Below are 23,553 nucleotides of genomic sequence, written 5' to 3' on the forward strand. Positions count from 1 at the left end.
ACAACGAATTCCGACCATTACGGTCGGAATTGGTTATTTTTTGTGCTATATTCCGCGCCCGCGAATTTCCCTGTGAATCAACGCGTCCCTATCCAAGCCAACACCGGTCATCGACATGCAAGCAGCCAAGCCGTTATTTGACTATCCAAAGTACTGGGCCGAATGTTTCGGGCCGGCACCATTCCTGCCCATGAGCAGGGAGGAGATGGATCAGCTCGGCTGGGATTCCTGCGACATCATCATCGTCACCGGTGATGCCTATGTCGATCACCCGTCGTTCGGCATGGCGATCATCGGCCGGCTGCTGGAGTCCCAGGGCTTTCGCGTCGGGATCATCGCCCAGCCCAACTGGCAATCCAAAGACGACTTCATGAAGCTCGGCGAGCCGAACCTGTTTTTCGGTGTCGCCGCCGGCAACATGGACTCGATGATCAACCGCTACACCGCCGACAAGAAGATCCGCTCCGACGACGCCTACACCCCGGGCGGCCTGGCGGGCAAGCGTCCGGACCGTGCCAGCCTGGTCTACAGCCAGCGTTGCAAGGAAGCCTACAAGAACGTGCCAATCGTCCTTGGCGGCATCGAGGCGTCTCTGCGTCGCATCGCCCACTACGACTACTGGCAGGACCGGGTGCGCAACTCGATCCTGATCGACGCCAGCGCCGATATCCTGCTCTACGGCAACGCCGAGCGAGCCATTGTCGAAGTTGCCCAGCGCCTGTCCTACGGCCACAAGATCGAAGACATTACCGACGTGCGCGGCACCGCCTTCATCCGCCGCGACACGCCCAAAGACTGGTACGAAGTGGACTCCACCCGTATCGACCGTCCGGGCAAGATCGACAAGATCATCAACCCCTACGTCAACACCCAGGACACCCAGGCCTGCGCCATCGAGCAGGAGAAGGGGCCGGTTGAAGATCCGAGCGAAGCCAAGGTGGTGCAGATCCTGGCCAGCCCGCGGATGACCCGGGACAAGACCGTGATCCGCCTGCCGTCCATGGAGAAGGTGCGCAACGACCCGGTCCTCTACGCTCACGCCAACCGCGTGCTGCACCTGGAAACCAACCCGGGCAACGCCCGTGCCCTGGTGCAGAAGCATGGCGAAGTGGATGTGTGGTTCAACCCGCCGCCCATTCCCATGACCACCGAGGAAATGGACTACGTGTTCGGCATGCCTTATCAGCGCATTCCGCACCCGGCCTATGGCAAGGAAAAGATCCCGGCCTACGACATGATCCGCTTCTCGGTGAACATCATGCGTGGCTGCTTCGGTGGCTGTACCTTCTGTTCCATCACCGAGCACGAAGGGCGGATCATCCAGAACCGTTCCGAAGAGTCGATCATTCGCGAGATCGAAGAAATCCGCGACAAGGTTCCCGGCTTTACCGGGGTGATCTCCGACCTTGGCGGTCCGACCGCGAACATGTACCGCATCGCCTGCAAGAGCCCGGAAATCGAATCCGCGTGCCGCAAGCCGTCCTGCGTGTTCCCCGGCATCTGCCCGAACCTGAACACCGACCATTCGTCGTTGATCCAGCTGTATCGCAGTGCTCGCGCCCTGCCTGGGGTGAAGAAGATCCTCATCGCCTCCGGCCTGCGTTATGACCTGGCGGTGGAATCGCCGGAGTACGTCAAGGAGCTGGTGACCCATCACGTGGGTGGCTACCTGAAGATTGCCCCGGAACACACCGAGGAAGGTCCGCTCAATCAGATGATGAAGCCGGGCATTGGTACCTATGACCGGTTCAAGCGGATGTTCGAGAAGTACTCCAAGGAAGCGGGCAAGGAGCAGTACCTGATTCCGTACTTCATCGCCGCGCACCCGGGGACCACCGACGAAGACATGATGAACCTGGCCCTGTGGCTCAAGGGCAACGGCTTCCGCGCCGACCAGGTGCAGGCGTTCTATCCGTCGCCGATGGCTACTGCCACCGCCATGTACCACTCGGGCAAGAACCCGCTGCGCAAGGTCACCTACAAGAGCGACGGCGTGACCATCGTCAAGAGCGAGGAGCAGCGTCGCCTGCACAAGGCGTTCCTGCGCTATCACGATCCGAAGGGCTGGCCGATGCTGCGCGAAGCCCTGCTGCGCATGGGCCGTGGTGATCTGATCGGCCCAGGCAAGAACCAGCTGATTCCGACCCATCAGCCGGCCACCGACAGCTACCAGAGCGCCCGCCGCAAGAACTCGACACCGGCCGGCAGCCACAAGGTGGCCAAGGAAACCAAGATCCTTACCCAGCACACCGGCTTGCCGCCGCGAGGCAGTGACGGTGGCAATGCCTGGGACAAGCGTGAGCAGGCCAAGGCCGCTGCCTTCGCCCGCAACAAGCAGGCTGCCAAGGAGCGTGCCGATGCGGCCAAGGGCAAAGGCAAGAAGCCAACCCGCAAGCCGGTGGTGCCGCGCTAGACAACAGAACGCCAGCTCCTCGGAGCTGGCGTTTTGCTTTGGCTCTCGATAGCGGCGCAAGCCGGTCTTGTTGGCGATCGGCTGTCAGCGCTGGCGCTCCATTAACAGTGCGAACGCAGCCGCTTCGAGCCATGCCGTCTGGCACATTTCTGTGCAGTGAGCTGCACAGGGATGCACCGGTTGCGCGGTTTTGGTGCTGTACTGCCCTGAGTCGTTGAACAACCCCCCGGACTTGGGCCCTGGCACAAGTCTTGCGCGGGTTCATCCACCGCTCAGGCTCGCAGGAGGCACGCCGTGTCGATTCATGTCGCATTGCACCATGTCACGCACTATCGCTACGACCGCGCCGTCGAACTTGGCCCGCAGATCGTCCGCCTGCGCCCGGCTGCCCACAGCCGCACGCGAATCCTCTCCTATGCGCTGAAGGTCCAGCCCGAGCAGCATTTCATCAACTGGCAGCAGGACCCCCAGGGCAATTACCTGGCGCGCCTGGTCTTTGCGGAGAAAACCACCGAGCTGCGGATCGAAGTGGATCTGCTGGCGGAGATGGCGGTGTTCAATCCGTTCGACTTCTTCCTCGAGCCCTACGCGCAGAAGATCCCTTTTGCCTACGCCGCCGATGAGCAGCGTGAGCTGGCGCCCTACCTGGAAACCCTGCCCCTGACGCCGAAGTTCCAGGCCTACCTGGACGGTATTTCGCGTACGCCGTTGCCAGCGGTGGACTTCCTGGTGGCCTTGAATCAGCGTCTCAGCGCAGACATCGCCTACCTGATTCGCCTGGAGCCGGGGGTGCAGAGCCCGGAGCAGACCCTGGTCAATGCCTCCGGCTCCTGCCGCGATTCGGCCTGGCTGCTGGTGCAGCTGTTGCGCCACTTGGGACTGGCGGCGCGCTTCGTCTCCGGCTACCTGATCCAGCTCACGGCCGACGTCAAATCCCTGGATGGTCCTTCGGGCACCGAGGTGGACTTCACTGACCTGCATGCCTGGTGCGAGGTCTACTTGCCCGGAGCCGGCTGGATCGGCCTGGACGCCACCTCGGGGCTGTTTGCCGGAGAGGGTCACATTCCCCTGGCCTGCAGCCCCGATCCCTCTTCAGCGGCGCCCATCACTGGCCTGGTGGAACCTTGCGAGTGTCAGTTCAGCCATGAAATGAGTGTGGAACGGATCTGGGAAGCACCCCGGGTCACCAAGCCTTACACCGACGAGCAGTGGCTGGCGATCCAGGCCCTGGGCCGGCGGATCGATGTGGACCTGCTGGAGGGCGATGTGCGCTTGACCATGGGCGGCGAGCCGACCTTCGTGGCCATCGACGACCCCGACGGCGCCGAGTGGAACACCGCCGCCCTGGGAGCGAACAAGCGGCGTCTGGCCGGTGAGCTGTTCCAGCGCCTGCGCCAGCGCTACGGGCCTCAGGGGCTGGTGCACTTCGGCCAGGGCAAGTGGTACCCAGGGGAGCAATTGCCGCGCTGGTCGCTGAACTGCCATTGGCGACGGGACGGCGTGCCGATCTGGCACAACAACGCCTTGATTGCCGATGAGCACGAGGACTACGGCGCTGATGCAGCACTGGCCGGGCGCTTTCTCGCCAGTGTCGCCGAGCGCCTGAAGCTGCCGGGGCGCTTCGTGTTTCCCGCCTATGAAGACCACTTCTACTACCTGTGGCGCGAGGGCAGCCTGCCCCTCAATGTCAGTGCCGAGGACTCGCGGCTGGAGGATGCCCTGGAGCGCCAGCGGTTGCGCAAGGTGTTCAGCCAGGGGCTGGACAAGGTCATTGGCCAGGTGCTGCCCCTGGCCCGTACCGCCAAGGGTGATCAATGGCAGAGTGGCCGCTGGTACCTGCGCGACAGTCATTGCCGGCTGGTGCCCGGGGATTCCGCTCTGGGCTATCGCCTGCCCCTGGCGTCCCAGCCCTGGGTGACGGCGGCGGAGTACCCCTTCATACATCCCAACGATCCGAACCAGGACTTCCCTGAGCTGCCGGACCTGGCGCGGCTCGCAGAAGTCCCTGAGGCGGCGGTTCTGGATGAGCGCGTGCCAATGATCGATCAGTCCGCGGACTGGTTGACCCGTACCGCGCTCTGCGCCGAGGCGCGAGAAGGGCGGCTGTATCTGTTCATGCCGCCCCTGGAACGACTCGAGGATTATCTGCAACTGGTCAGCGTGATCGAAGCCACGGCGGCAGAGCTGCATTGTCCGGTGCTGCTGGAGGGCTACGAGCCGCCGGCGGACCCACGCTTGTGCAACTTCCGGGTGACGCCGGACCCGGGCGTGATCGAGGTCAACGTGCAGCCATCGGTCAGTTGGGACGAGCTGGTGGAGCGCACCGAGTTTCTGTATGAGCAGGCCCGGCAGACCCGCCTGACCAGTGAGAAGTTCATGATCGACGGGCGCCACACCGGCACCGGCGGCGGCAACCATTTCGTCCTCGGTGGCGCGACGCCGGCGGATTCGCCGTTCCTGCGCCGCCCTGACCTGCTGCGTAGCCTGATCAGCTACTGGCACAATCATCCGTCGTTGTCCTACCTGTTTTCCGGGTTGTTCATCGGCCCCACCTCCCAGGCTCCCAGGGTCGACGAGGCGCGCAACGACTCGCTTTACGAACTGGAAATCGCCTTTGCGCAGATACCCGCGCCGGGCGAGGAGTGCTCGCCGTGGCGGGTGGACCGCCTGCTGCGCAACCTGCTGATCGATGTCACCGGCAATACCCATCGCGCGGAGTTCTGCATCGACAAGCTCTATTCGCCGGACGGCGCCACCGGGCGTCTCGGTCTGCTCGAGCTGCGGGCCTTTGAAATGCCGCCCCATGAGCGCATGAGCCTGGTCCAGCAGTTGCTGCTGCGGGCGCTGGTGGCGCGGTTCTGGCGCGAGCCTTATGCCCCGGCCAAGCTGGCGCGTTGGGGCACCGAGCTGCACGATCGCTTCCTGCTGCCGCATTTCATCGAGCAGGATTTCGCCGATGTGCTGGTGGAGCTCAATGCCGCCGGATATCCGCTGCGGGCCGAGTGGTTTGCCCCGCACCTGGAGTTTCGCTTTCCCAAGGTCGGCGATTACGCGGTCAGCGGCATCGAGCTGGAGTTGCGTCAGGCGCTGGAGCCCTGGCATGTGCTGGGGGAAGAGGGCGGGGCCGGGGGCACGGTGCGTTATGTCGACTCTTCTCTGGAGCGTTTGCAGGTCAAGGTCAGCGGGTTGACGCCGCAGCGTCATGTGCTGACCTGCAACGGTGTGGCGGTCCCCTTGCAGCCCACCGGTCGGGTAGGGGAATTTGTCGCCGGAGTGCGTTATCGCGCCTGGCAGCCGGCCAACTGCCTGCAACCCGGCATCCCGGTACACGCACCGCTGGTGTTCGATCTGCTGGACAGTTGGATGCAGCGCTCCCTGGGGGGCTGCCAATACCATGTGGCCCATCCTGGGGGACGCAACTACGACAGCCTGCCGGTCAATGCCAATGAAGCGGAAAGCCGGCGCATGGCGCGTTTCTTTCGCCTCGGACACAGCCCCGGGAGCCTCGCGGTGCCGCCTCTGATCATCAATGACGAGCTGCCCATGACCCTGGATTTGCGACGCTTCTAATCCACCTGCGACGCCCGCGATATAGCCATATCCGGGTGTCGGGGCTGTGGGTTAATCTGACTTTCCCTGCCGTCTGCCGAGTGTTCCATGCCTGACTTGCTAGACCGTTACCCGCTGACGGCGGGTACCTACCACGAGCTGCTGGATGACCAGGGTGCGGTCCGGGCGCACTGGCAGCGCCTGCTTGAACAACTGCAACGCAGCAGCCCCGCGCAACTGGCCCAGCGCCAGGCGCTGCTGACCCGGCAGATCCACGAGAACGGTGTCACCTACAACGTCTATGCCGACCCCAAGGGCGCGGACCGGCCCTGGGAGCTGGACCTGCTGCCCCATGTGATCCCAGTGGAGGAGTGGCAGCTGTTGTCCGCCGGTATCGCCCAGCGAGCGCGCCTGCTCAATGCCGTACTGGCGGACCTGTACGGCCCGCAGCGACTGATCAGCGAAGGGCTGTTGCCCGCGGAACTGGTGTTCGGACACAACAATTTTCTCTGGCCATGCCAAGGCATCCAGCCGCCCGAGCAGACCTTTCTGCACCTCTATGCAGTGGACCTGGCGCGCACCCCCGATGGTCGCTGGTGGGTCACTGCCGATCGTACCCAGGCGCCGTCCGGGGCTGGCTATGCCCTGGAAAATCGCATGATCGTGTCCCGGGCCTTTCCGGATCTGTACCGCGACCTGCAAGTGCAGCATCTGGCCGGCTTCTTCCGTGCCCTGCAGGAAACCCTGGCCCGGCAGGCGCCCCGAGATGCCGAAGCACCGCTGATCGTGCTGTTGACGCCCGGGCGTTTCAACGAGAGTTATTTCGAACATCTGTACCTGGCACGCCAGCTGGGTTACCCGCTGGTGGAGGGCGGCGACCTGACGGTGCGCGATGCCACGGTCTATCTCAAGACCCTCAGTGGCTTGCGTCGGGTGCACGCCATCATGCGTCGCCTGGATGATGATTTCTGTGACCCCCTAGAGCTGCGTACCGATTCCGCCCTGGGGGTGCCCGGCCTGCTGGATGCCGTGCGTCAGGGCCGGGTGCTGGTGGCCAATGCCTTGGGCAGCGGGGTGCTGGAGTCCCCAGGGCTGCTGGGCTTCCTGCCGAAAATCAGCCAGTTCCTGCTGGGGGAGGAATTGCTCCTGCCTTCCATTGCCACCTGGTGGTGTGGCGAGGCACCCGTGCTGCAACAGGCCCTGGAGAAACTTCCGGAGCTGCTGATCAAGCCGGCGTTTCCGTCCCAGAGCTTCACACCGGTGCTGGGGCGCGACCTGAGCCCCGAGCAGCGCGCCAGCCTCGCCGAGCGCATGCGTGCGCGGCCCTACGCCTATGTCGCCCAGGAGTTGCCGCAACTGTCCCAGGCGCCGGTGTGGCAGGCCGAGGACGGTCGCTTGCAGCCCCGGGCCATCGGCATGCGGGTGTACGCGGTGGCCAGCGACGACGGCTATCGGGTGCTGCCCGGCGGCCTGACCCGGGTCGCTGCCGATGCTGACGCCGAAGTGGTGTCGATGCAGCGCGGTGGCGCCAGCAAGGACACTTGGGTGCTGGGGGAGCGCGCCCCTAGCGGCGAGCAATGGAAGGCCCAGCGCACCATTGGTGTCTATGACTTGGTCCGTCGTGATCCCTACTTGCCGTCGCGGGTGGTGGAGAACCTGTTCTGGTTTGGTCGTTATTGTGAGCGCTGTGACGACAGCGCACGGCTGCTGCGGATCATGCTGGCCCGTTACGTCGATGGCGACGATCCGCGAGCTTTGCTGGCCGCGGTGGACCTGGGGGAAAGCCTGATGCTGTTGCCGGATGAGGGCGAGTTGCCCGAGCGTCTGCTGGCGGCCCTGCTGGGGGAGGACTGGTCGTTCAGCTTGCGCTCCAACCTGCAGCGCCTGCAGTGGGCTGCCTCCCAGGTGCGCGGCAAACTGTCCCGGGAAAACTGGCAGGCCCTGGTGGAGCTGCAACGCGAAGCCCAGGAGCTGGACACCGCGGAGCCGGACTTCGGCGAGCTGCTGGATTTTCTCAACCGTCTGGTGATGTCCTTGGCGGCGCTCTCGGGGTTCGCCCTGGACGACATGACCCGGGACGAGGGTTGGCGCTTCCTGATGATTGGCCGGCGCATCGAGCGCCTGCAATTTCTCAGCAGCAGCCTGGCGGCCTTCCTGCGGGGCACTGCGGTTTTCGACCAGGCTGGCCTGGAGTGGCTGTTGGAGCTGGGTAACAGCAGCATCACCTATCGCTCCCGTTATCTGGCGGTGGCGCAGTTGATCCCGGTCCTCGACCTGTTGCTGCTGGATGAGCAGAACCCCCACGCCGTGCTGTTCCAGCTCAAGCTGGTGACCCGTACCCTAAAGCGACTCAACGATGACTTCGGTGTGCCCCGTGAGGTGGCGTTGCCGAGGCTGGTGGAGCGCCTGGCCCATTTCGACCTGGGCTGCCTGGAGAACTCGCTGTTTGGCGAGGCCAGCGTGAGAGCCGCCGTGGCAGGGTTGGCGGACCTGTTGCAAGAGATCGCCGAGGTCAGCGGCCAGGTGTCCGATCGCCTGGCCTTGCGGCATTTCGCCCATGTGGATGATGTCAGCCAGCAAACGGTGTCGGTCTGATGAGCGCTCGTTACCAGATTTTCCATGACACCCATTATCGCTATGACAGCCCGGTGTCCCTGGCCCAGCAGCTGGCGCACTTGTGGCCCCGGGCTTGCGCCTGGCAACAGTGCAGCGAGCGGCAATTGCTGATCACTCCCGAGCCCACCACCCGCCGTGACGAGCAAGATGTGTTTGGCAATCCCCTGACCCGGCTGGCCTTCGAGCGGCCCCATGATGAACTGCAGGTCAATGCCCAGCTTGGCGTCGAGGTGCTGGATCGGCCGCGTTTGGACTTTGCCGCGTCTATGGCCTGGGATGTCGCCCGGGGAGCCCTGACCTACAGCGGTCGGCCGTTGCCGGTGGCTTTGCTGGAAGCCAGCCGCTATCGCTTCGAATCACCCTATGTGCATCTCAAGCAGCGCTTCGTCGAGTTTTCCGAAAGCTGCTTTGCTCCGGGACGGCCACTGTTGCAGGGCGTCCAGGCCTTGATGGAGAAGATCTTCAGCGAGTTCACCTTCGATGCCGAGGCGACCCAAGTGGCGACACCTTTGGTGGAGGTGCTGGAGCGTCGACGGGGTGTGTGCCAGGACTTTGCCCATCTGATGCTGGCCTGCCTGCGTTCACGGGGGCTGGCGGCGCGCTATATCAGCGGCTACCTGCTGACCCAGCCACCGCCGGGGCAGCCGCGGCTGATCGGTGCCGACGCTTCCCATGCCTGGGTTTCGGTGTTTTGCCCGGTGCTGGGCTGGGTGGATTTCGACCCTACCAACAACGTGCAGCCGGCACTGGAGCACATCACCCTGGCCTGGGGCCGTGATTTTTCCGATGTTTCGCCGTTGCGTGGAGTGATTCTTGGTGGTGGCAGCCATGACCCGGAGGTTCGAGTCACCGTCATGCCCCTGGCATAACAGCGCCAATCTGTAGGAGCCGGCTTGCCGGCGAAGAGGGCGGCGGATACTGCGTAGGGCTGGAGAGCGCTTTCGCTGGCAAGCCAGCTCCTACGGCTAGGCGCGAAATCAAACCTTGTAGGAGTCGGCTTGCCGGCGAAGAGGCCAGCGGATACTGCGTGGGGCTGGAGAGTGTTTTCGCTGGCATGCCAGCTGCTACAGTCTCGGGTCAGGCCTGGGGGGCCTGGGGCTCGGCGTCATCGACGCTCACTTCACCTTCAGTCTCCGGGGTCAGTGTGCTGGTTTCTTCTGCAGCAGCTTTCTTGCGTTGCAGCTTTTCCTCTTTCTTCTGTTCCTTGGCCAAGTCTCGTTGACGTTTGGCGAAGGAGTAGTTGGGTTTGGCCATGGGCGATCCTCTGGGGTCGAAGGTGAGGTTGAGCGGCGCGTATTCTGCCTGTTATCGGGCGCTGACGGTTAACTGGGTTTGCGCTCGGCCCACTTGTCCGCCACCGAAGGCTTCCAGGCGTCCAGGGCATCCAGCAGGCTGGCCGGCGATTCGCTCATTTGCAGCATGTCACGGTGTGGGGCACGGACGAAGCCTTCGCCGACGATATGGTCGAGAAATCCACTGAGTTTTTCGTAGAAGCCGTTCACTTCCAGCAGGCCCAGGGGCTTGTGGTGATAGCCCAGTTGTCCCCAGGTCCAGACTTCGAACAACTCTTCCAGGGTGCCCAGGCCCCCAGGCAGGGCAATGAAGGCATCGCTGAGTTCGGCCATGCGCGCCTTGCGCGCGTGCATGCCGTCCACCACTTCCAGACGGGTCAGGCCGCTGTGGCCGATTTCCTTGTCTTTCAGGCTTTGCGGGATGATCCCGATGACTTCACCACCGGCTGCCAGTGCAGCATCGGCCACTAGGCCCATCAGGCCCACCGCGCCGCCGCCATAGACCAGGGTCAGTTTGCGCTCGGCCAGGGCGCGGCCCAGGGCCTGGGCCGCTTCACGATAGAGGGGATGGCTGCCGGTACTGGCGCCACAAAATACACAGACAGAAGTTAACGACATGCCTTACTCCGAGGTCATTGATGGCCTCAGAGTAAAGGCTGAAAGATCTGGCTCCAAGCATTAAACCTCGCGTTGCGGGGTTTCATGGGTACCGCTGGCACCGCAGGCGTAGGCGGCGAGCAAACTGCGAAACAGGCTGTTGAGAGGCATGACCAAGGCTCCGATAAGACGCTGATGGGCAGATTCTAGGGGGCGGTCCCGCAGTCGGCTGTTTGATTGTCTTGATCGGCCCGATAGCAGAGAGTTGTATACAATTTTTTGATGCAAATCATAGGAACTTGGTAGAAATTCAGGCAGTCTTCGGTCCCATGGATTCAGATGGATTTTGTTAACCCTGCCTTGGAGATTCACCATGTTTGCCAAACTCGTTGCGGTATCCCTGTTGACACTGGCCAGCAGCCAATTGATGGCCGCCGAATGCAAGGTCGATGTCGACTCTACCGACCAGATGTCCTTCAACACTAAGGAAATCACCATCGACAAGAGCTGCAAGACCTTCACCGTGAACCTGACTCACTCCGGCAGCCTGCCGAAGAACGTCATGGGCCATAACTGGGTCCTGAGCAAAACCGCAGACATGGCCGGCATCGCCACCGACGGCATGGCCGCCGGCATCGACAAGAGCTACCTGAAGGAAGGCGACACCCGCGTCATCGCCCACACCAAGATCATCGGTGCTGGCGAGAAAGATTCGGTGACCTTCGACGTATCGAAGCTGACTGCTGGCGAAAGCTACCAGTTCTTCTGCTCATTCCCAGGCCACAACTCGATGATGAAAGGCGCTGTGGTCCTGAAGTAAGCATCAGGCCCGGCTGCAACAGGAAAGCGCCCCGAGGGGCGCTTTTTTTGTGTGTGTCTGTAGGAGCGGGCTTGCCCGCGAACAGGCCGTTGAACCTTGTGCAGCATCAAGCGGCCGCTTCTCCGGCAAGCCGGCTCCTACAGAACGTGGTGGGTCACGGGGCGAAGGGCATGACGCGCTTGTGATGGGTCTTGCGGTAGGTGTCGCAGATGATCTTGAAGGCTTCTTCACGCACCGGCTGGCCATGCAGGAAGGCGTCGATCTCGGTGTAGGTGACGCCGTGTGAGGCTTCATCCGGTTTGCCCGGGGAGAGGTCCTCGAGGTCGGCGGTAGGCACCTTCTCCACCAGGGATTCCGGAGCGCCGAAGTAGCGGGCAATCGAACGCACCTGATTCTTTACCAGGCCGCTCAGTGGCGCCAGGTCGCAGGCGCCATCACCGAACTTGGTGAAGAAACCCATCACCGCTTCGGCGGCGTGGTCGGTACCGATCACCAGGCCTTGGGCGGCGCCGGCGATGGTGTACTGGGCCACCATGCGCATCCGTGCCTTGGTGTTGCCGAGGACAAAGTCCCGGGACACCGCGTGCTGGCCTTCAAAGGCCGCCACTTCATTGGCCAGGGCCTTGACCGCCGGGCCGATGTTCACGGTGTGGCGTTCGTCGGGGTTGATGAAGTCCACCGAAGCCTGGGCGTCGTGTTCGTCGAACTGGGTCTCATAGGGCAGGCGCACGGCGATGAAACGGTAGTGCTCGTCACCACTGCGCTCGCGCAGCTCACGCATGGCGCGTTGGGCCAGCAGGCCAGCGGTCAGGGAGTCGACACCGCCGCTGATACCCAGGACCAGGGACTTGAGACCGGAATTGACCAGGCAGTCCTGGATGAAACGGATGCGCCGGGCGATTTCCGCCTCCAGGGCAGCATGGTCGGGAAAAGGTGCTTGGACCTTCAGCTGCTGCGCAATCTCACGCTGTGCGGCTTGCATGATTCACTCCTTGCCAGGTTGGGCAGGTACTTGGAAAACGTGGCGCAAGTAAGCGACGAAGTTGGGATCCTTGCAATGGGTCTTGCCCGCTTCATCGGAGATCTTGGCGACGGGCTGGCCATTGCAGGCGGCCATTTTAAGCACGATGCTCATCGGCTCGACACCGGGAATATCGCAGGTCAGGTTGGTGCCGATGCCAAAGCTGACGTTGATCCGCCCCCGCAGCGCCCGGAATATTTCCAGGGAGCGTGGCAGGGTCAAGCTGTCGGAGAACACCAGGGTCTTGCTCATCGGGTCGATGCCCAGCTTGTGGTAGTGGGCGATGGCTTTCTCCGCCCAGAGGATCGGGTCCCCGGAGTCATGGCGCAGGCCGTCGAACAGCTTGGCGAAGAACAGATCGAAGTCACCGAGGAAGGCGTCGGTGGTGATGCAGTCGGTCAGGGCGATACCCAGCAGCCCGCGGTATTCACGGACCCAGCAGTCGAGGGCGGCGATCTGGCTGTCGATCAGTCGGGGGCCCAATTGCTGGTGGGCCATGATCCATTCGTGGGCCATGGTGCCCAGGGGCTTCATGTTCAGCTCGCGGGACAGGTGCACGTTGCTGGTGCCGACAAAACGCCCGGGGAAGTCGTGCTTGAGCACGTTCACCACTTCTTCCTGGACCCGGTAGGAAAAGCGTCGGCGGGTGCCGAAATCCGCCACTTGCAGCTCGGATAACTCTTCGCTGCTGGCGTTGGCGCTCAGCCAGTCGAACTTGCGGTACAGCTGCTCCCGGGCCTGCACCAGCAGGATCTCGCGGTAGCGGTAGCGGTTACGCACTTCGCTGATGATGGCCAGCATCGGCACTTCGAACAGAATCACGTGCAGCCAGGGACCGCGCAGGCGGATGAACAGTTCGCCGTTTTCGATACCGGTGTGCACGTAGCGCAGGTTGAAGCGAAACAGCCCGAGAAAGCGCAGGAAGTCCGGCTTGAGGAAGCTGATGCGTTCGAGAAAGCCCAGTTGGTCGGCGCTCAGGCTCAGTTCCGCCAGGCGCTCGAACTGATAGCGGATCTCCGCCAGGTACGGCTGCAGATCCTCGCTGTTACGGCAACGAAACTCCCATTCCACTTCCACGTTGGGATAGTTGTGCAGCACCGCCTGCATCATGGTCAGTTTGTAGAAGTCGGTGTCGAGCAGGTTCTGCACGATGCGATCGGCAAACACACTCTCGCTCATAACGGGAATCTCCATGCTGGCCGCAACGGACAGCGGCGGCTTCAGCTCTTTCAATGAATGCGCTAGTGGCGCATAGACGTCCTGCGCTTGACCAGCGTTTTTTGCGGCGGGCCATTCTCCAGCTGTAGGCGCTGGCTGGCCAGCGAATGGCTCTTCAGCCTTGTGCAGGGCTCAAGGGCTCCATCGCCGGCAAGCCGGCCCCTACGGGAGGGGGGCGTCGTTGTGTTCCAGCATCCAGCGCACGAAGTCACGGACCTTGGGCACTTCCGCCGAGTGCTCGGGATAGGCCAGGTAATAAGCGTCCTGGCTGGGCATGGCGTATTTCCAGGCGATCACCAGCTTGCCTTCGGCCAGCTCTTCTTCCACCAGGAACCTGGGCAGCAGGGCCACGCCACACCCGACCTGGGCGGCGCGAATGCACATATAGAAGGTTTCGAAGCGCGGGCCATGGTAGCTGTGTTCGGTCTGATAACCCTGCTGGTCGAACCATTCGTGCCAGCCTTGGGGGCGTGAGGCGTTTTGCAGCAGGACCAGGTCGGTCAGTTGCCTGGGGTCGGTCAAGGGTTCGGCGGGCAGGCTGTCGGGGGCGCAGACCGCCACCAGCTCCTCGCTGAACAGCTTCAGGCTCTCGGTGCCGGGGCGCGAACCCTGGCCGAAGTAGAACGCCAGGTCGGCGTGGCCCTGGAGCAGTTCGTCCGGCTCCTGCTCGTTGCACAGGTCCAGGTGGATATGCGGATGGCGCAGGCGCCAGCCCTTGAGGCGCGGCACCAGCCAGCGAGCGCCGAAGGTGTAGGGCGTGGAAACCCGCAGTACTTCGGTCTCGCCGCCGTAGGAGCGCAGGTAGTGGGTGGACATCTCCACCTGGGTAAGGATCTTGCGCACCTCGACCAGATACAGGTCGCCGGCCGGGGTCAGTTGCAGGCGGCGGCGTACCCGACGGAACAACAGGTGCTGCAGCAGCTCTTCAAGCTGCGCCACCTGCTTGCTGACCGCGCTCTGGGTCAGGTTGAGTTCCTCGGCGGCGCGGGTGAAGCTCAGGTGCCGGGTAACGGCCTCGAAGCACTGCAGGGCAGTGATCGACGGCAGGTAGCGTTTGTTGAGCATGGGTGGTCCTTGTTCTTATCGGTGCTGGATGCCGGCTCAGCATGAATAAACGGAATGATATCTCGCTTAAAGGTCGTTTGTTGGCAAGTCTCAGGCCAGCTACAACTACAGGCCTTGATGGCCGTCGCAGCGGTCGGTTTTTTTGGCTTTTCATCTGTAAGGAGTGACCCCATGGTTGCCGCATTGCTTGATCGTCTGGGTGTGAACCCGGCCCTGTACCAGTCGGGCACCCAGCCTGTGCATTCGCCGATCGACGGCAGCCGTATCGCCGCAGTGAACTGGCAGGGCGCCGCCGAAGTGGAGCAGCAGGTCAGTCGCGCAGAGCATGCATTCGCCCTGTGGCGCAAAGTACCGGCCCCCCGTCGTGGCGAGCTGGTGCGGCAATTCGGTGAGGTGCTGCGCGAGTACAAGGCCGATCTGGGCGAACTGGTTTCCTGGGAAGCCGGCAAGATCACCCAGGAAGGGCTGGGGGAGGTGCAGGAGATGATTGACATCTGCGACTTCGCCGTCGGCCTGTCGCGCCAGCTCTATGGCTTGACCATCGCCTCCGAGCGCCCCGGTCACCACATGCGTGAAACCTGGCATCCGCTCGGGGTGGTGGGGGTGATCAGTGCCTTCAACTTCCCGGTGGCGGTCTGGGCCTGGAACACCGCCCTGGCGCTGGTTTGCGGCAACCCGGTGATCTGGAAACCCTCGGAGAAGACCCCGCTCACCGCCCTGGCTTGCCAGGCACTGCTGGAGCGCGTGCTGAAGAATTTCCAGGACGCTCCCGAGTACCTGAGCCAGGTGATCATCGGTGGCCGCGACGCTGGCGCCGCCCTGGTGGACGATCCGCGAGTGGCCCTGATCAGCGCCACCGGCAGTACCCGCATGGGCCGTGAAGTGGCGCCGAAAGTGGCCGCACGCTTTGCCCGCAGCATTCTCGAACTGGGTGGCAACAACGCCATGATCCTTGGCCCGAGCGCCGACCTGGACATGGCTGTGCGCGCCATCCTGTTCAGCGCCGTCGGCACCGCCGGCCAGCGTTGCACCACCTTGCGCCGCTTGATTGCCCACGAGTCGGTGAAAGAGGAAATCGTCACCCGTCTCAAGGCGGCCTATTCCAAGGTGCGCATCGGCCACCCTCTGCAAGGCAACCTGATCGGCCCGTTGATCGACAAGCACAGCTTCGAGGCCATGCAGGATGCCCTGGAGCAGGCCCTGAGCGAGGGCGGCCGGGTGTTCGGTGGACAGCGCCAGCTGCAGGACCAGTTCCCCAATGCCTATTACGTGTCGCCGGCAATTGTCGAAATGCCGGAGCAGAGTGATGTGGTGTGCAGCGAAACCTTCGCTCCTATCCTCTATGTCATTGGTTACAACGACTTCGAAGAGGCCCTGCGCTTGAACAATGCCGTGCCCCAGGGCCTGTCGTCGTGCATCTTCACCACCGACGTGCGTGAAGCCGAGCAGTTCATGTCGGCGGTGGGCAGCGACTGCGGCATTGCCAACGTCAACATCGGCCCGAGTGGTGCAGAGATTGGCGGCGCCTTTGGTGGCGAGAAGGAAACCGGCGGCGGCCGCGAGTCCGGTTCCGATGCCTGGCGCGGTTACATGCGGCGCCAGACCAACACCGTCAACTACTCCCAGGAGCTGCCATTGGCCCAGGGCATTACCTTCGATTGACCTGGTATCGCCGGTAGGAGCCAGCTTGCTGGCGAACAGCGGCAAACGCGCTTCTTGGTTTGTGGTGGGTTGATTCGGAGTCTGGCAATGGCGTTACGTGAAGAGTGTCTATGGGAAAAACTGACTCCGCAAAGGCCTGACAACGCGCCGCTCAAGGGCGAGCTGACGGCGGATGTGTGCATCATCGGCGCCGGCTTCACCGGTTTATCGGCGGCCGTGCATCTGCTGGAGCAAGGCAAGCGGGTCTGTGTCGTCGAAGCCCACCGCGCCGGGCAGGGCGGTTCAGGGCGCAATGTCGGGCTGGTCAATGCCGGCCTGTGGATTCCCCCGGACGAGATCGAGGCCGGTTTCGGCGAGCAGGTGGGCAGCCAGCTCAACCGCATGCTTGGGGCCGCGCCGTCCCTGGTGTTCAGCCTGGTGGACAAATACCAGATCGATTGCCAGTTGCGCCGCGAAGGCACGTTGCACATGGCCCATAACGCCCGGGGCGAAGCCGACCTGCGCAGCCGTGAAGAGCAATGGAAGCGCCGCGGTGCGCCGGTGGAGCTGTTGACCGGTGCCGCCTGTGAAACCGCCACCGGCACCCGGAAGATCGCCGCTGCCTTGCTTGATCGGCGCGCTGGCACCCTCAACCCGATGGCCTACACCACCGGGCTGGCCAAGGCCGCGATCAAGCTCGGCGGCCAGTTGTTCGATCATTCCCCCGTCACCCGCCTGGAACGCCAGGGCCAGCGCTGGTCGGTGCAGACCGACCAGGGTTCGGTGCTGGCCGAGCAGGTGGTGATTGCCTCCAATGCCTACACCGAAGGCGACTGGACCGAGCTGCGGCGCAACTTTTTCCCCGGCTACTACTATCAGGTCGCCTCGGCGCCGCTCACCGAAGAGGCCGCCCGGCAGATCCTGCCCGGGGGCCAGGGCTCCTGGGATACCCGCCAGGTGCTGAGCAGCATTCGGCGCGATGCCGATGGCCGCTTGTTGCTGGGCAGCCTGGGCAACGGCAACCAGAAACCCCTGTGGTTCCTCAAGGCCTGGGCCGACCGAGTGCAGCAGCATTACTTCCCCTACCTCAAGCCGGTGCAGTGGGAATCCACCTGGACCGGCTGCATTGCCTTTACCCCCGATCACTTGATGCGTCTGTTCGAACCGGCCCCCGGCCTGGTGGCAGTCACCGGTTACAACGGCCGTGGCGTAACCACCGGCACCGTGGTCGGCAAGGCCTTCGCCGACTACTTGTGTAACGGCAATCCCCAGGCCCTGCCGATTCCCTTCGCCCCCATGCAGCCCCTGGCCGGAGTGGGGCTGCGCAGTTGCCTGTACGAGGCCGGATTCTCCCTCTACCACGCGGGCCAGTGCCTGCGGATCGTCATCTGAACAAGGAAATAAACAGTCGAGGACGACGCTTTTCGATGCAGCGACTAGCCTGTAATGGTGCGGCTCGTAGCAGTCTCGCACCAGCAGTGTGCAGTTCGGTGACGCGGGCTGTTACAGCAGGGTTGCACGTTGAATTGTGTCGCGGTTGCAATGATGGCACGCATGGGTTGCGCCCATTAAAAAGCAGGGTTTTACCTTCCGCGGTTTAGACGGTTGCACGCCCAATAAAAATGGGCTCGAAACAGTCGAAATAACAATAAGACAGCGACTTTTTTCAGAATAAAAAACCACTGGCACGGCGCTTGCTCTGAGCAATTCTAGTGAAGTCGCAGTGCCAACTAAAAAAACCTTGGAGCACCACCTCATGTCCCAGACGTTTTACAAGAAAGGCTTTCTGGCCCTCGCAGTGGCAACTGCGCTGGGTGTTTCTGCGTTTGCTCAAGCCGACCTGAAGATCGGCGTAGCGGGTCCCATGACAGGCGCCAATGCGGCATTTGGCGAGCAGTACATGAAGGGTGCACAGGCAGCGGCTGACGAGATCAACGCCAAGGGCGGGGTCAACGGCGAGAAGATCGTCCTGGTCAAGGGTGACGACGCCTGCGAACCGAAGCAGGCCGTGGCCGTGGCCAACCGCCTGGTGGACCAGGACAAGGTGGCGGGCGTCGTGGGGCACTTCTGCTCTTCGTCGACCATTCCGGCTTCCGAGGTGTACAGCGACGCCGGTGTGATTGCCATCACCCCGGGCTCCACCAACCCCCAGGTCACCGAGCGTGGCCTCTCCGCCATGTTCCGTATGTGCGGGCGTGACGACCAGCAGGGCATCGTTGCCGGCGACTACATCGTAGACGTGCTCAAGGGCAAGAAAGTCGTGGTGCTGCACGACAAGGACACCTACGGCCAGGGCCTGGCGGACGCCACCAAGGCACAGCTGACCAAGCGCGGCGTGACCCCGGTGCTGTACGAGGGCCTGACCCGTGGCGAGAAAGACTTCAGCGCCGTGGTGACCAAGATCCGCGCTGCCGGTGCCGACGTGGTGTACTTCGGCGGCCTGCACCCGGAAGCCGGTCCGCTGGTACGCCAGCTGCGCGAGCAGGGCCTGAAGGACGTCAAGTTCATGTCCGATGACGGCATTGTTACCGACGAACTGGTGACCACCGCCGGTGGCCCGCAATACGTCGACGGCGTGTACATGACCTTCGGCGCCGACCCACGCTTGCTGCCGGACAGCAAGGCGGTGGTGGATGCCTTCCGCAAGGCTGGCACCGAGCCTGAAGGCTACACCCTGTACGCCTACGCGTCGGTCCAGGCCCTGGCCGCCGGCTTCAACGGCGCCAAATCCAACAAGGGCGAAGACGCCGCCAAGTGGCTCAAGGCCAACCCGGTGAAAACCGTGATGGGCGAGAAGTCCTGGGACGCCAAGGGCGACCTGAAGATCTCCGACTACGTGGTCTATCAGTGGGACAAGGACGGCAAGTACCACCAGCTGGAAAAACAGAAGTGACATGAGTCCGACCGAACCGGTACCACCCCCTGGTACCGGTTCGTACTCGTGCAGTACTTGCCTTTTCTCGTAGAGCTGCACAACGGACGTGTTGCGCGGACCGGTGATCCCTGTCCGTCGCTGACGCCCTGTGCCGTCTCTCAAGTCCGTGAGATTGCGTTATGGATGGTATTTTCCTGCAGCAACTGATCAATGGACTGACCCTCGGGTCTGTCTATGGTCTGATCGCCATCGGCTACACAATGGTCTATGGCATCATCGGCATGATCAACTTCGCCCACGGCGAGGTTTACATGATTTCCGCTTACCTCGCGGCAATCAGTCTGGCTCTGCTGGCCTACTTCGGCATTGAATCCTTCCCGCTACTCATTCTCGGCACCCTGATCTTCACCGTGGTGGTGACGGGGATCTATGGCTGGGTCATCGAGCGCGTGGCCTACAAACCCCTGCGCAACTCCACCCGACTGGCACCGCTGATCAGCGCCATCGGTATCTCGCTGATCCTGCAGAACTATGCGCAGATCAGCCAGGGCGCCAAGCAGCAAGGGGTTCCGACCCTGCTGGCCGGGGCCTGGAAAGTCGATATCGGTACCGGCTTCGTGCAGCTCACCTACACCAAGATCTTCATCCTGGTGGCGGCGTTCGCCGGCATGGCTCTGCTCACCTACATCATCAAGTACACCAAGCTCGGACGCATGTGCCGGGCCACCCAGCAAGACCGCAAGATGGCCTCGATCCTGGGGATCAACACTGACCGGGTGATCTCCTACGTATTCGTCATCGGCGCGGCCATGGCGGCCCTGGCCGGTGTGCTGATCACCATGAACTACGGCACCTTCGACTTCTACGCCGGCTTCGTCATCGGCATCAAGGCGTTCACCGCCGCGGTGCTCGGCGGCATTGGCTCGCTGCCCGGAGCGATGCTCGGCGGGATCATCCTCGGGATCTCCGAGTCGCTGTTCTCCGGCTTGATCAACTCCGACTACAAAGACGTGTTCAGTTTCTCGCTGCTGGTGCTGATCCTGATCTTCCGTCCCCAAGGCCTGCTGGGTCGCCCACTCGTGGCGAAGGTATAAGTATGTCTGCTGCCAATAAACCGATTGATATCAAAAAGAGCGTTATCGACGCCGTACTGGCCGGGCTGATCTCGCTGATCGTGTTCGGTCCCATCGTGGGCGTGGTCCTGGATGGCTACAGCTTCAACCTGGAACCGACCCGGGTCGCCTGGCTGGTGGCGATCGTCATGGCTGGCCGCCTGGCCCTGAGCCTGTTCCTGCAAACCCCCAAGGGCCTGAAGATACTCCAGGGCTTTGAAAGCACCGGCTCCGGGGTACATGTGCTGGCGCCGGACTACAAGTCGCGGCTGCGCTGGATCATTCCGGCCCTGATCGTGATCGCCATCGTGTTCCCGTTCTTCGCCAACAAGTACCTGCTGACCGTGGTGATCCTCGGGCTGATCTACGTGCTGCTGGGCCTGGGGCTGAACATCGTGGTGGGTTTGGCGGGGCTGCTGGACCTGGGTTACGTGGCCTTCTACGCCATCGGTGCCTACGGCCTGGCCCTGGGTTACCAGTACCTGGGCCTGGGCTTCTGGAGCGTGCTGCCCCTGGCGGCGATTGCTGCGGCGCTGGCGGGGTGCATATTGGGCTTCCCGGTGCTCCGAATGCATGGCGACTACCTGGCCATCGTGACCCTGGGCTTCGGCGAGATCATCCGCCTGGTGCTCAACAACTGGCTGTCCTTCACTGGCGGCCCCAACGGCATGCCGGTGCCATCGCCGACTTTCCTGGGTCTGGAGTTCGGCCGCAAGGCCAAGGATGGTGGGGTGCCGTTCCACGAGTTCTTCGGTCTGGAATACAACCCCAACCTGAAGTTCCTGTTCATCTACATCGTGCTGTTCCTGGTGGTGCTGCTGGTGCTGTACATCAAGCACCGGCTGACCCGCATGCCGGTGGGCCGGGCCTGGGAAGCCCTGCGTGAAGACGAGATCGCTTGCCGTGCCATGGGCCTGAACCATGTGCTGGTGAAACTCTCGGCCTTCACCATCGGTGCCTCCACCGCCGGCTTGGCCGGGGTGTTCTTCGCCAGCTACCAGGGCTTCGTCAACCCGTCCTCGTTCACCTTCTTCGAGTCGGCGCTGATCCTCGCCATCGTGGTGCTGGGCGGCATGGGCTCCACGGTGGGCGTGGTAATCGCAGCCTTCGTGCTGACGGTGGCGCCGGAGCTGCTGCGCAGTTTCTCCGAGTACCGGGTGCTGCTGTTCGGCATCCTCATGGTGTTGATGATGATCTGGCGACCGCGAGGGCTGATCCGCATCAGCCGTACCGGGGTGACGCCACGCAAAGGTGCTCTGACTGAGGGGAACGCGCCATGAGCGAATACATTCTTTCGGTCGAAAACCTGATGATGCACTTCGGCGGCATCAAGGCCCTCAGCGACGTCAGCCTCAAGGTCAAGCGCAACTCGATCTTCGCCCTGATCGGTCCCAACGGCGCCGGCAAGACCACGGTGTTCAACTGCCTGACCGGTTTCTACAAAGCCTCCGGCGGGCGTATCGAACTCAATACCCGGGGCCAGCAGACCAACGTCATCAAGCTGCTGGGCGAGCCGTTTCGCGCCAGCGACTTCGTGTCGCCGAAAAGTTTCGCCAGCCGCCTGTACTACAAGATGTTCGGTGGCACCCACCTGGTGAACCGTGCCGGCCTGGCACGGACCTTTCAGAACATTCGCCTGTTCAAGGAAATGTCCGTGGTGGAGAACCTGCTGGTGGCTCAGCACATGTGGGTCAACCGCAACCTGCTGGCGGGCATCCTCAACACCAAGGGCTACCGCAAGGCGGAAAGCGCCGCCCTGGACCACGCCTTCTACTGGCTGGAAGTGGTGGACCTGGTGGACTGCGCCAACCGCCTGGCCGGCGAGCTGTCCTACGGCCAGCAGCGGCGCCTGGAGATCGCCCGGGCCATGTGCACCCGGCCGCAGATCATCTGCCTCGACGAACCGGCCGCCGGCCTCAACCCTCAGGAAACCGAAGCGCTGAGCGCGATGATCCGGCTGCTGCGCGACGAGCACGATCTGACCGTGGTGCTGATTGAACACGACATGGGCATGGTGATGAGTATTTCCGACCACATCGTGGTGCTCGACCACGGCAACGTGATCGCCGAAGGCGGGCCGGAAGCGATCCGCAACGATCCGAAAGTGATCGCCGCCTACCTGGGTGCCGACGAAGAGGAGCTGGCATGAGTCAACCCATACTCCAACTCAAGGACCTGGACGTGTACTACGGCCCGATCCAGGCCCTGAAGAAAGTCTCGATGCACATCAACGAAGGGGAAACCGTGAGCCTGATCGGCTCCAACGGGGCCGGCAAGTCGACCCTGCTGATGTCGATCTTCGGCCAGCCCCGGGCGGAGTCCGGGCAGATCCTCTATCGCGGCGTGGACATCACCCACAAGTCGTCCCACTACATCGCCTCCAACGGCATCGCCCAGTCCCCGGAAGGGCGCCGGGTGTTCCCCGACATGACCGTGGAAGAGAACCTGCTGATGGGTACCATCCCCATTGGCGACAAGTACGCCAGCGAAGACATGCAACGCATGTTCGAACTCTTTCCACGGCTCAAGGAACGGCGTACCCAGCGGGCCATGACCATGTCCGGTGGTGAGCAGCAGATGCTGGCCATCGCCCGGGCGCTGATGAGCCGGCCCAAGCTGCTGTTGCTGGATGAACCCAGCCTGGGGCTGGCGCCGATCGTGGTGAAACAGATCTTCGCCACGCTGCGGGAACTGGCGGCCACCGGCATGACCATCTTCCTGGTGGAGCAGAACGCCAACCACGCCTTGAAGCTCTCGGATCGCGCCTATGTGATGGTCAACGGCGAGATTCGCCTGAGCGGCACCGGCAAGGAACTGCTGGTCAACGAGGAGGTGCGCAACGCTTACCTGGGCGGTCACTGACGGCCCGATCTGTGGATAAACCATGCCCCGTCGGTTCACGCCGCCGGGGCATTTTTTATCCACAGTCCCCACCCGCCCTGTAGGAGCTGGCTTGCCAGCGAAACGCCCCTCCCCGATGGCCGCTTATTCAGATGCTGTTGTGTGTTCGAGGTTCGTCGGCAAGCCGGCTCCTACGCGCTTGACGCGCGCATGGGCAAGGGTGCGTTTGCAGAAGGGCAGCCTGCGTCCGACAATTGTGGAAAACATTATTCGCAAGCTGGCAAAGCGCGGCATAAAGACGCTGCAAACAGTTGTTTTTCCACCGTTTTGACTTGTCCCCGTTTGCTGTGGAGCGGGCTGTGGGTAACGTGGGAGTAGCTGGCTGGAGCCCTTTATTTACGTGGCTTGCAAGCAATTGATTGTTTTTTGATCATGGCTTTTTGGGTAACTTGAAGACGCGCTTGTCAACCTTTTTATTGTCGCAGCCGTACCG

At 62.7% G+C, this 23,553-nt stretch carries 17 protein-coding genes; 12 read left to right on the plus strand and 5 right to left on the minus strand.

The features are described 5' to 3' along the window. The first annotated feature begins 115 nt into the window (after nt 1-115). The 4 genes from P7C00_RS03435 to P7C00_RS03450 all read left to right on the plus strand — a co-directional run bounded on the left by P7C00_RS03435 (nt 116) and on the right by P7C00_RS03450 (nt 9,447). Entirely contained in the window at nt 116-2,413 is a 2,298-nt protein-coding gene (locus P7C00_RS03435) for a YgiQ family radical SAM protein (RefSeq protein ID WP_346634566.1), read from the plus strand. Nucleotides 2,414-2,707: 294 nt separating this feature from the next. Next, nucleotides 2,708-5,983 carry a DUF2126 domain-containing protein gene (locus P7C00_RS03440; protein ID WP_404938132.1) on the plus strand — a complete coding sequence of 1,092 codons (3,276 nt, stop codon included), beginning with the start codon at nt 2,708-2,710 and terminating at the stop codon, nt 5,981-5,983. An 87-nt stretch (nt 5,984-6,070) separates the two neighbouring features. Beyond that, entirely contained in the window at nt 6,071-8,557 is a 2,487-nt protein-coding gene (locus tag P7C00_RS03445; RefSeq protein WP_346634568.1) for a circularly permuted type 2 ATP-grasp protein, read from the plus strand. Then, on the plus strand, nt 8,557-9,447 hold the full coding sequence (locus tag P7C00_RS03450) for a transglutaminase family protein (protein WP_346634569.1): 891 nt from the start codon (nt 8,557-8,559) through the stop codon (nt 9,445-9,447). The genes P7C00_RS03445 and P7C00_RS03450 overlap by 1 nt, the downstream gene beginning before the upstream one ends. Nucleotides 9,448-9,655: 208 nt before the next feature. Here P7C00_RS03450 and P7C00_RS03455 read toward each other — a convergent pair whose 3' ends face one another. Next, nucleotides 9,656-9,832, minus strand: coding sequence for a hypothetical protein (locus P7C00_RS03455; protein WP_346634570.1), 177 nt, complete (start codon nt 9,830-9,832; stop codon nt 9,656-9,658). 68 nt (nt 9,833-9,900) lie between these two features. Next, on the minus strand, nt 9,901-10,488 hold the full coding sequence (locus P7C00_RS03460) for a TIGR00730 family Rossman fold protein (RefSeq protein ID WP_346634571.1): 588 nt from the start codon (nt 10,486-10,488) through the stop codon (nt 9,901-9,903). Between the two features lie 352 nt (nt 10,489-10,840). Between P7C00_RS03460 and azu the strand changes: the two genes are divergently transcribed. Then, nucleotides 10,841-11,287 (plus strand): azurin, encoded by a 447-nt coding sequence (gene azu / locus P7C00_RS03465; RefSeq protein ID WP_011058960.1) that lies wholly within the window; start codon nt 10,841-10,843, stop codon nt 11,285-11,287. Between the two features lie 154 nt (nt 11,288-11,441). On the opposite strand, the gene nadE is transcribed toward azu, so the two are convergent. From nadE to P7C00_RS03480, 3 genes are all read right to left on the minus strand, one after another. After that, the gene (gene nadE / locus P7C00_RS03470) at nt 11,442-12,269 is read right to left on the minus strand and encodes an ammonia-dependent NAD(+) synthetase (RefSeq protein WP_346634572.1); all 828 of its coding nucleotides are present in this window, start codon (nt 12,267-12,269) and stop codon (nt 11,442-11,444) included. 3 nt (nt 12,270-12,272) lie between these two features. Continuing rightward, complete coding sequence (gene pncB / locus P7C00_RS03475; RefSeq protein ID WP_404938133.1) at nt 12,273-13,487, minus strand: nicotinate phosphoribosyltransferase; 1,215 nt, start codon at nt 13,485-13,487, stop codon at nt 12,273-12,275. 201 nt (nt 13,488-13,688) lie between these two features. Beyond that, complete coding sequence (locus tag P7C00_RS03480) at nt 13,689-14,591, minus strand: LysR substrate-binding domain-containing protein (RefSeq protein WP_346634574.1); 903 nt, start codon at nt 14,589-14,591, stop codon at nt 13,689-13,691. A 171-nt stretch (nt 14,592-14,762) separates the two neighbouring features. Here P7C00_RS03480 and P7C00_RS03485 point away from each other — a divergent pair, with 171 nt between their 5' ends. The 7 genes from P7C00_RS03485 to P7C00_RS03515 all read left to right on the plus strand — a co-directional run bounded on the left by P7C00_RS03485 (nt 14,763) and on the right by P7C00_RS03515 (nt 23,081). Beyond that, nucleotides 14,763-16,253, plus strand: a complete 1,491-nt coding sequence (locus P7C00_RS03485; RefSeq protein WP_346634575.1) for an aldehyde dehydrogenase family protein — start codon at nt 14,763-14,765, stop codon at nt 16,251-16,253. 87 nt (nt 16,254-16,340) lie between these two features. Then, nucleotides 16,341-17,624: an FAD-binding oxidoreductase gene (locus P7C00_RS03490; protein WP_346634576.1), complete on the plus strand. Its 1,284-nt coding sequence runs from the start codon at nt 16,341-16,343 to the stop codon at nt 17,622-17,624. A 364-nt stretch (nt 17,625-17,988) separates the two neighbouring features. Beyond that, nucleotides 17,989-19,125, plus strand: a complete 1,137-nt coding sequence (locus P7C00_RS03495) for a branched-chain amino acid ABC transporter substrate-binding protein (protein ID WP_016967874.1) — start codon at nt 17,989-17,991, stop codon at nt 19,123-19,125. 161 nt (nt 19,126-19,286) lie between these two features. Further along, the gene (locus P7C00_RS03500) at nt 19,287-20,201 is read left to right on the plus strand and encodes an ABC transporter permease subunit (RefSeq protein WP_011058967.1); all 915 of its coding nucleotides are present in this window, start codon (nt 19,287-19,289) and stop codon (nt 20,199-20,201) included. A 2-nt stretch (nt 20,202-20,203) separates the two neighbouring features. Further along, entirely contained in the window at nt 20,204-21,499 is a 1,296-nt protein-coding gene (gene livM, locus P7C00_RS03505; RefSeq protein ID WP_236185729.1) for a high-affinity branched-chain amino acid ABC transporter permease LivM, read from the plus strand. Then, nucleotides 21,496-22,368, plus strand: coding sequence for an ATP-binding cassette domain-containing protein (locus P7C00_RS03510; RefSeq protein WP_404938134.1), 873 nt, complete (start codon nt 21,496-21,498; stop codon nt 22,366-22,368). The genes livM and P7C00_RS03510 overlap by 4 nt, the downstream gene beginning before the upstream one ends. Beyond that, complete coding sequence (locus P7C00_RS03515; RefSeq protein WP_346634578.1) at nt 22,365-23,081, plus strand: ABC transporter ATP-binding protein; 717 nt, start codon at nt 22,365-22,367, stop codon at nt 23,079-23,081. The genes P7C00_RS03510 and P7C00_RS03515 overlap by 4 nt, the downstream gene beginning before the upstream one ends. Nucleotides 23,082-23,553 lie beyond the last annotated feature (472 nt).

This window comes from Pseudomonas sp. JDS08PS003 (genome assembly GCF_045013505.1).
Lineage (GTDB): Bacteria > Pseudomonadota > Gammaproteobacteria > Pseudomonadales > Pseudomonadaceae > Aquipseudomonas > Aquipseudomonas protegens_B.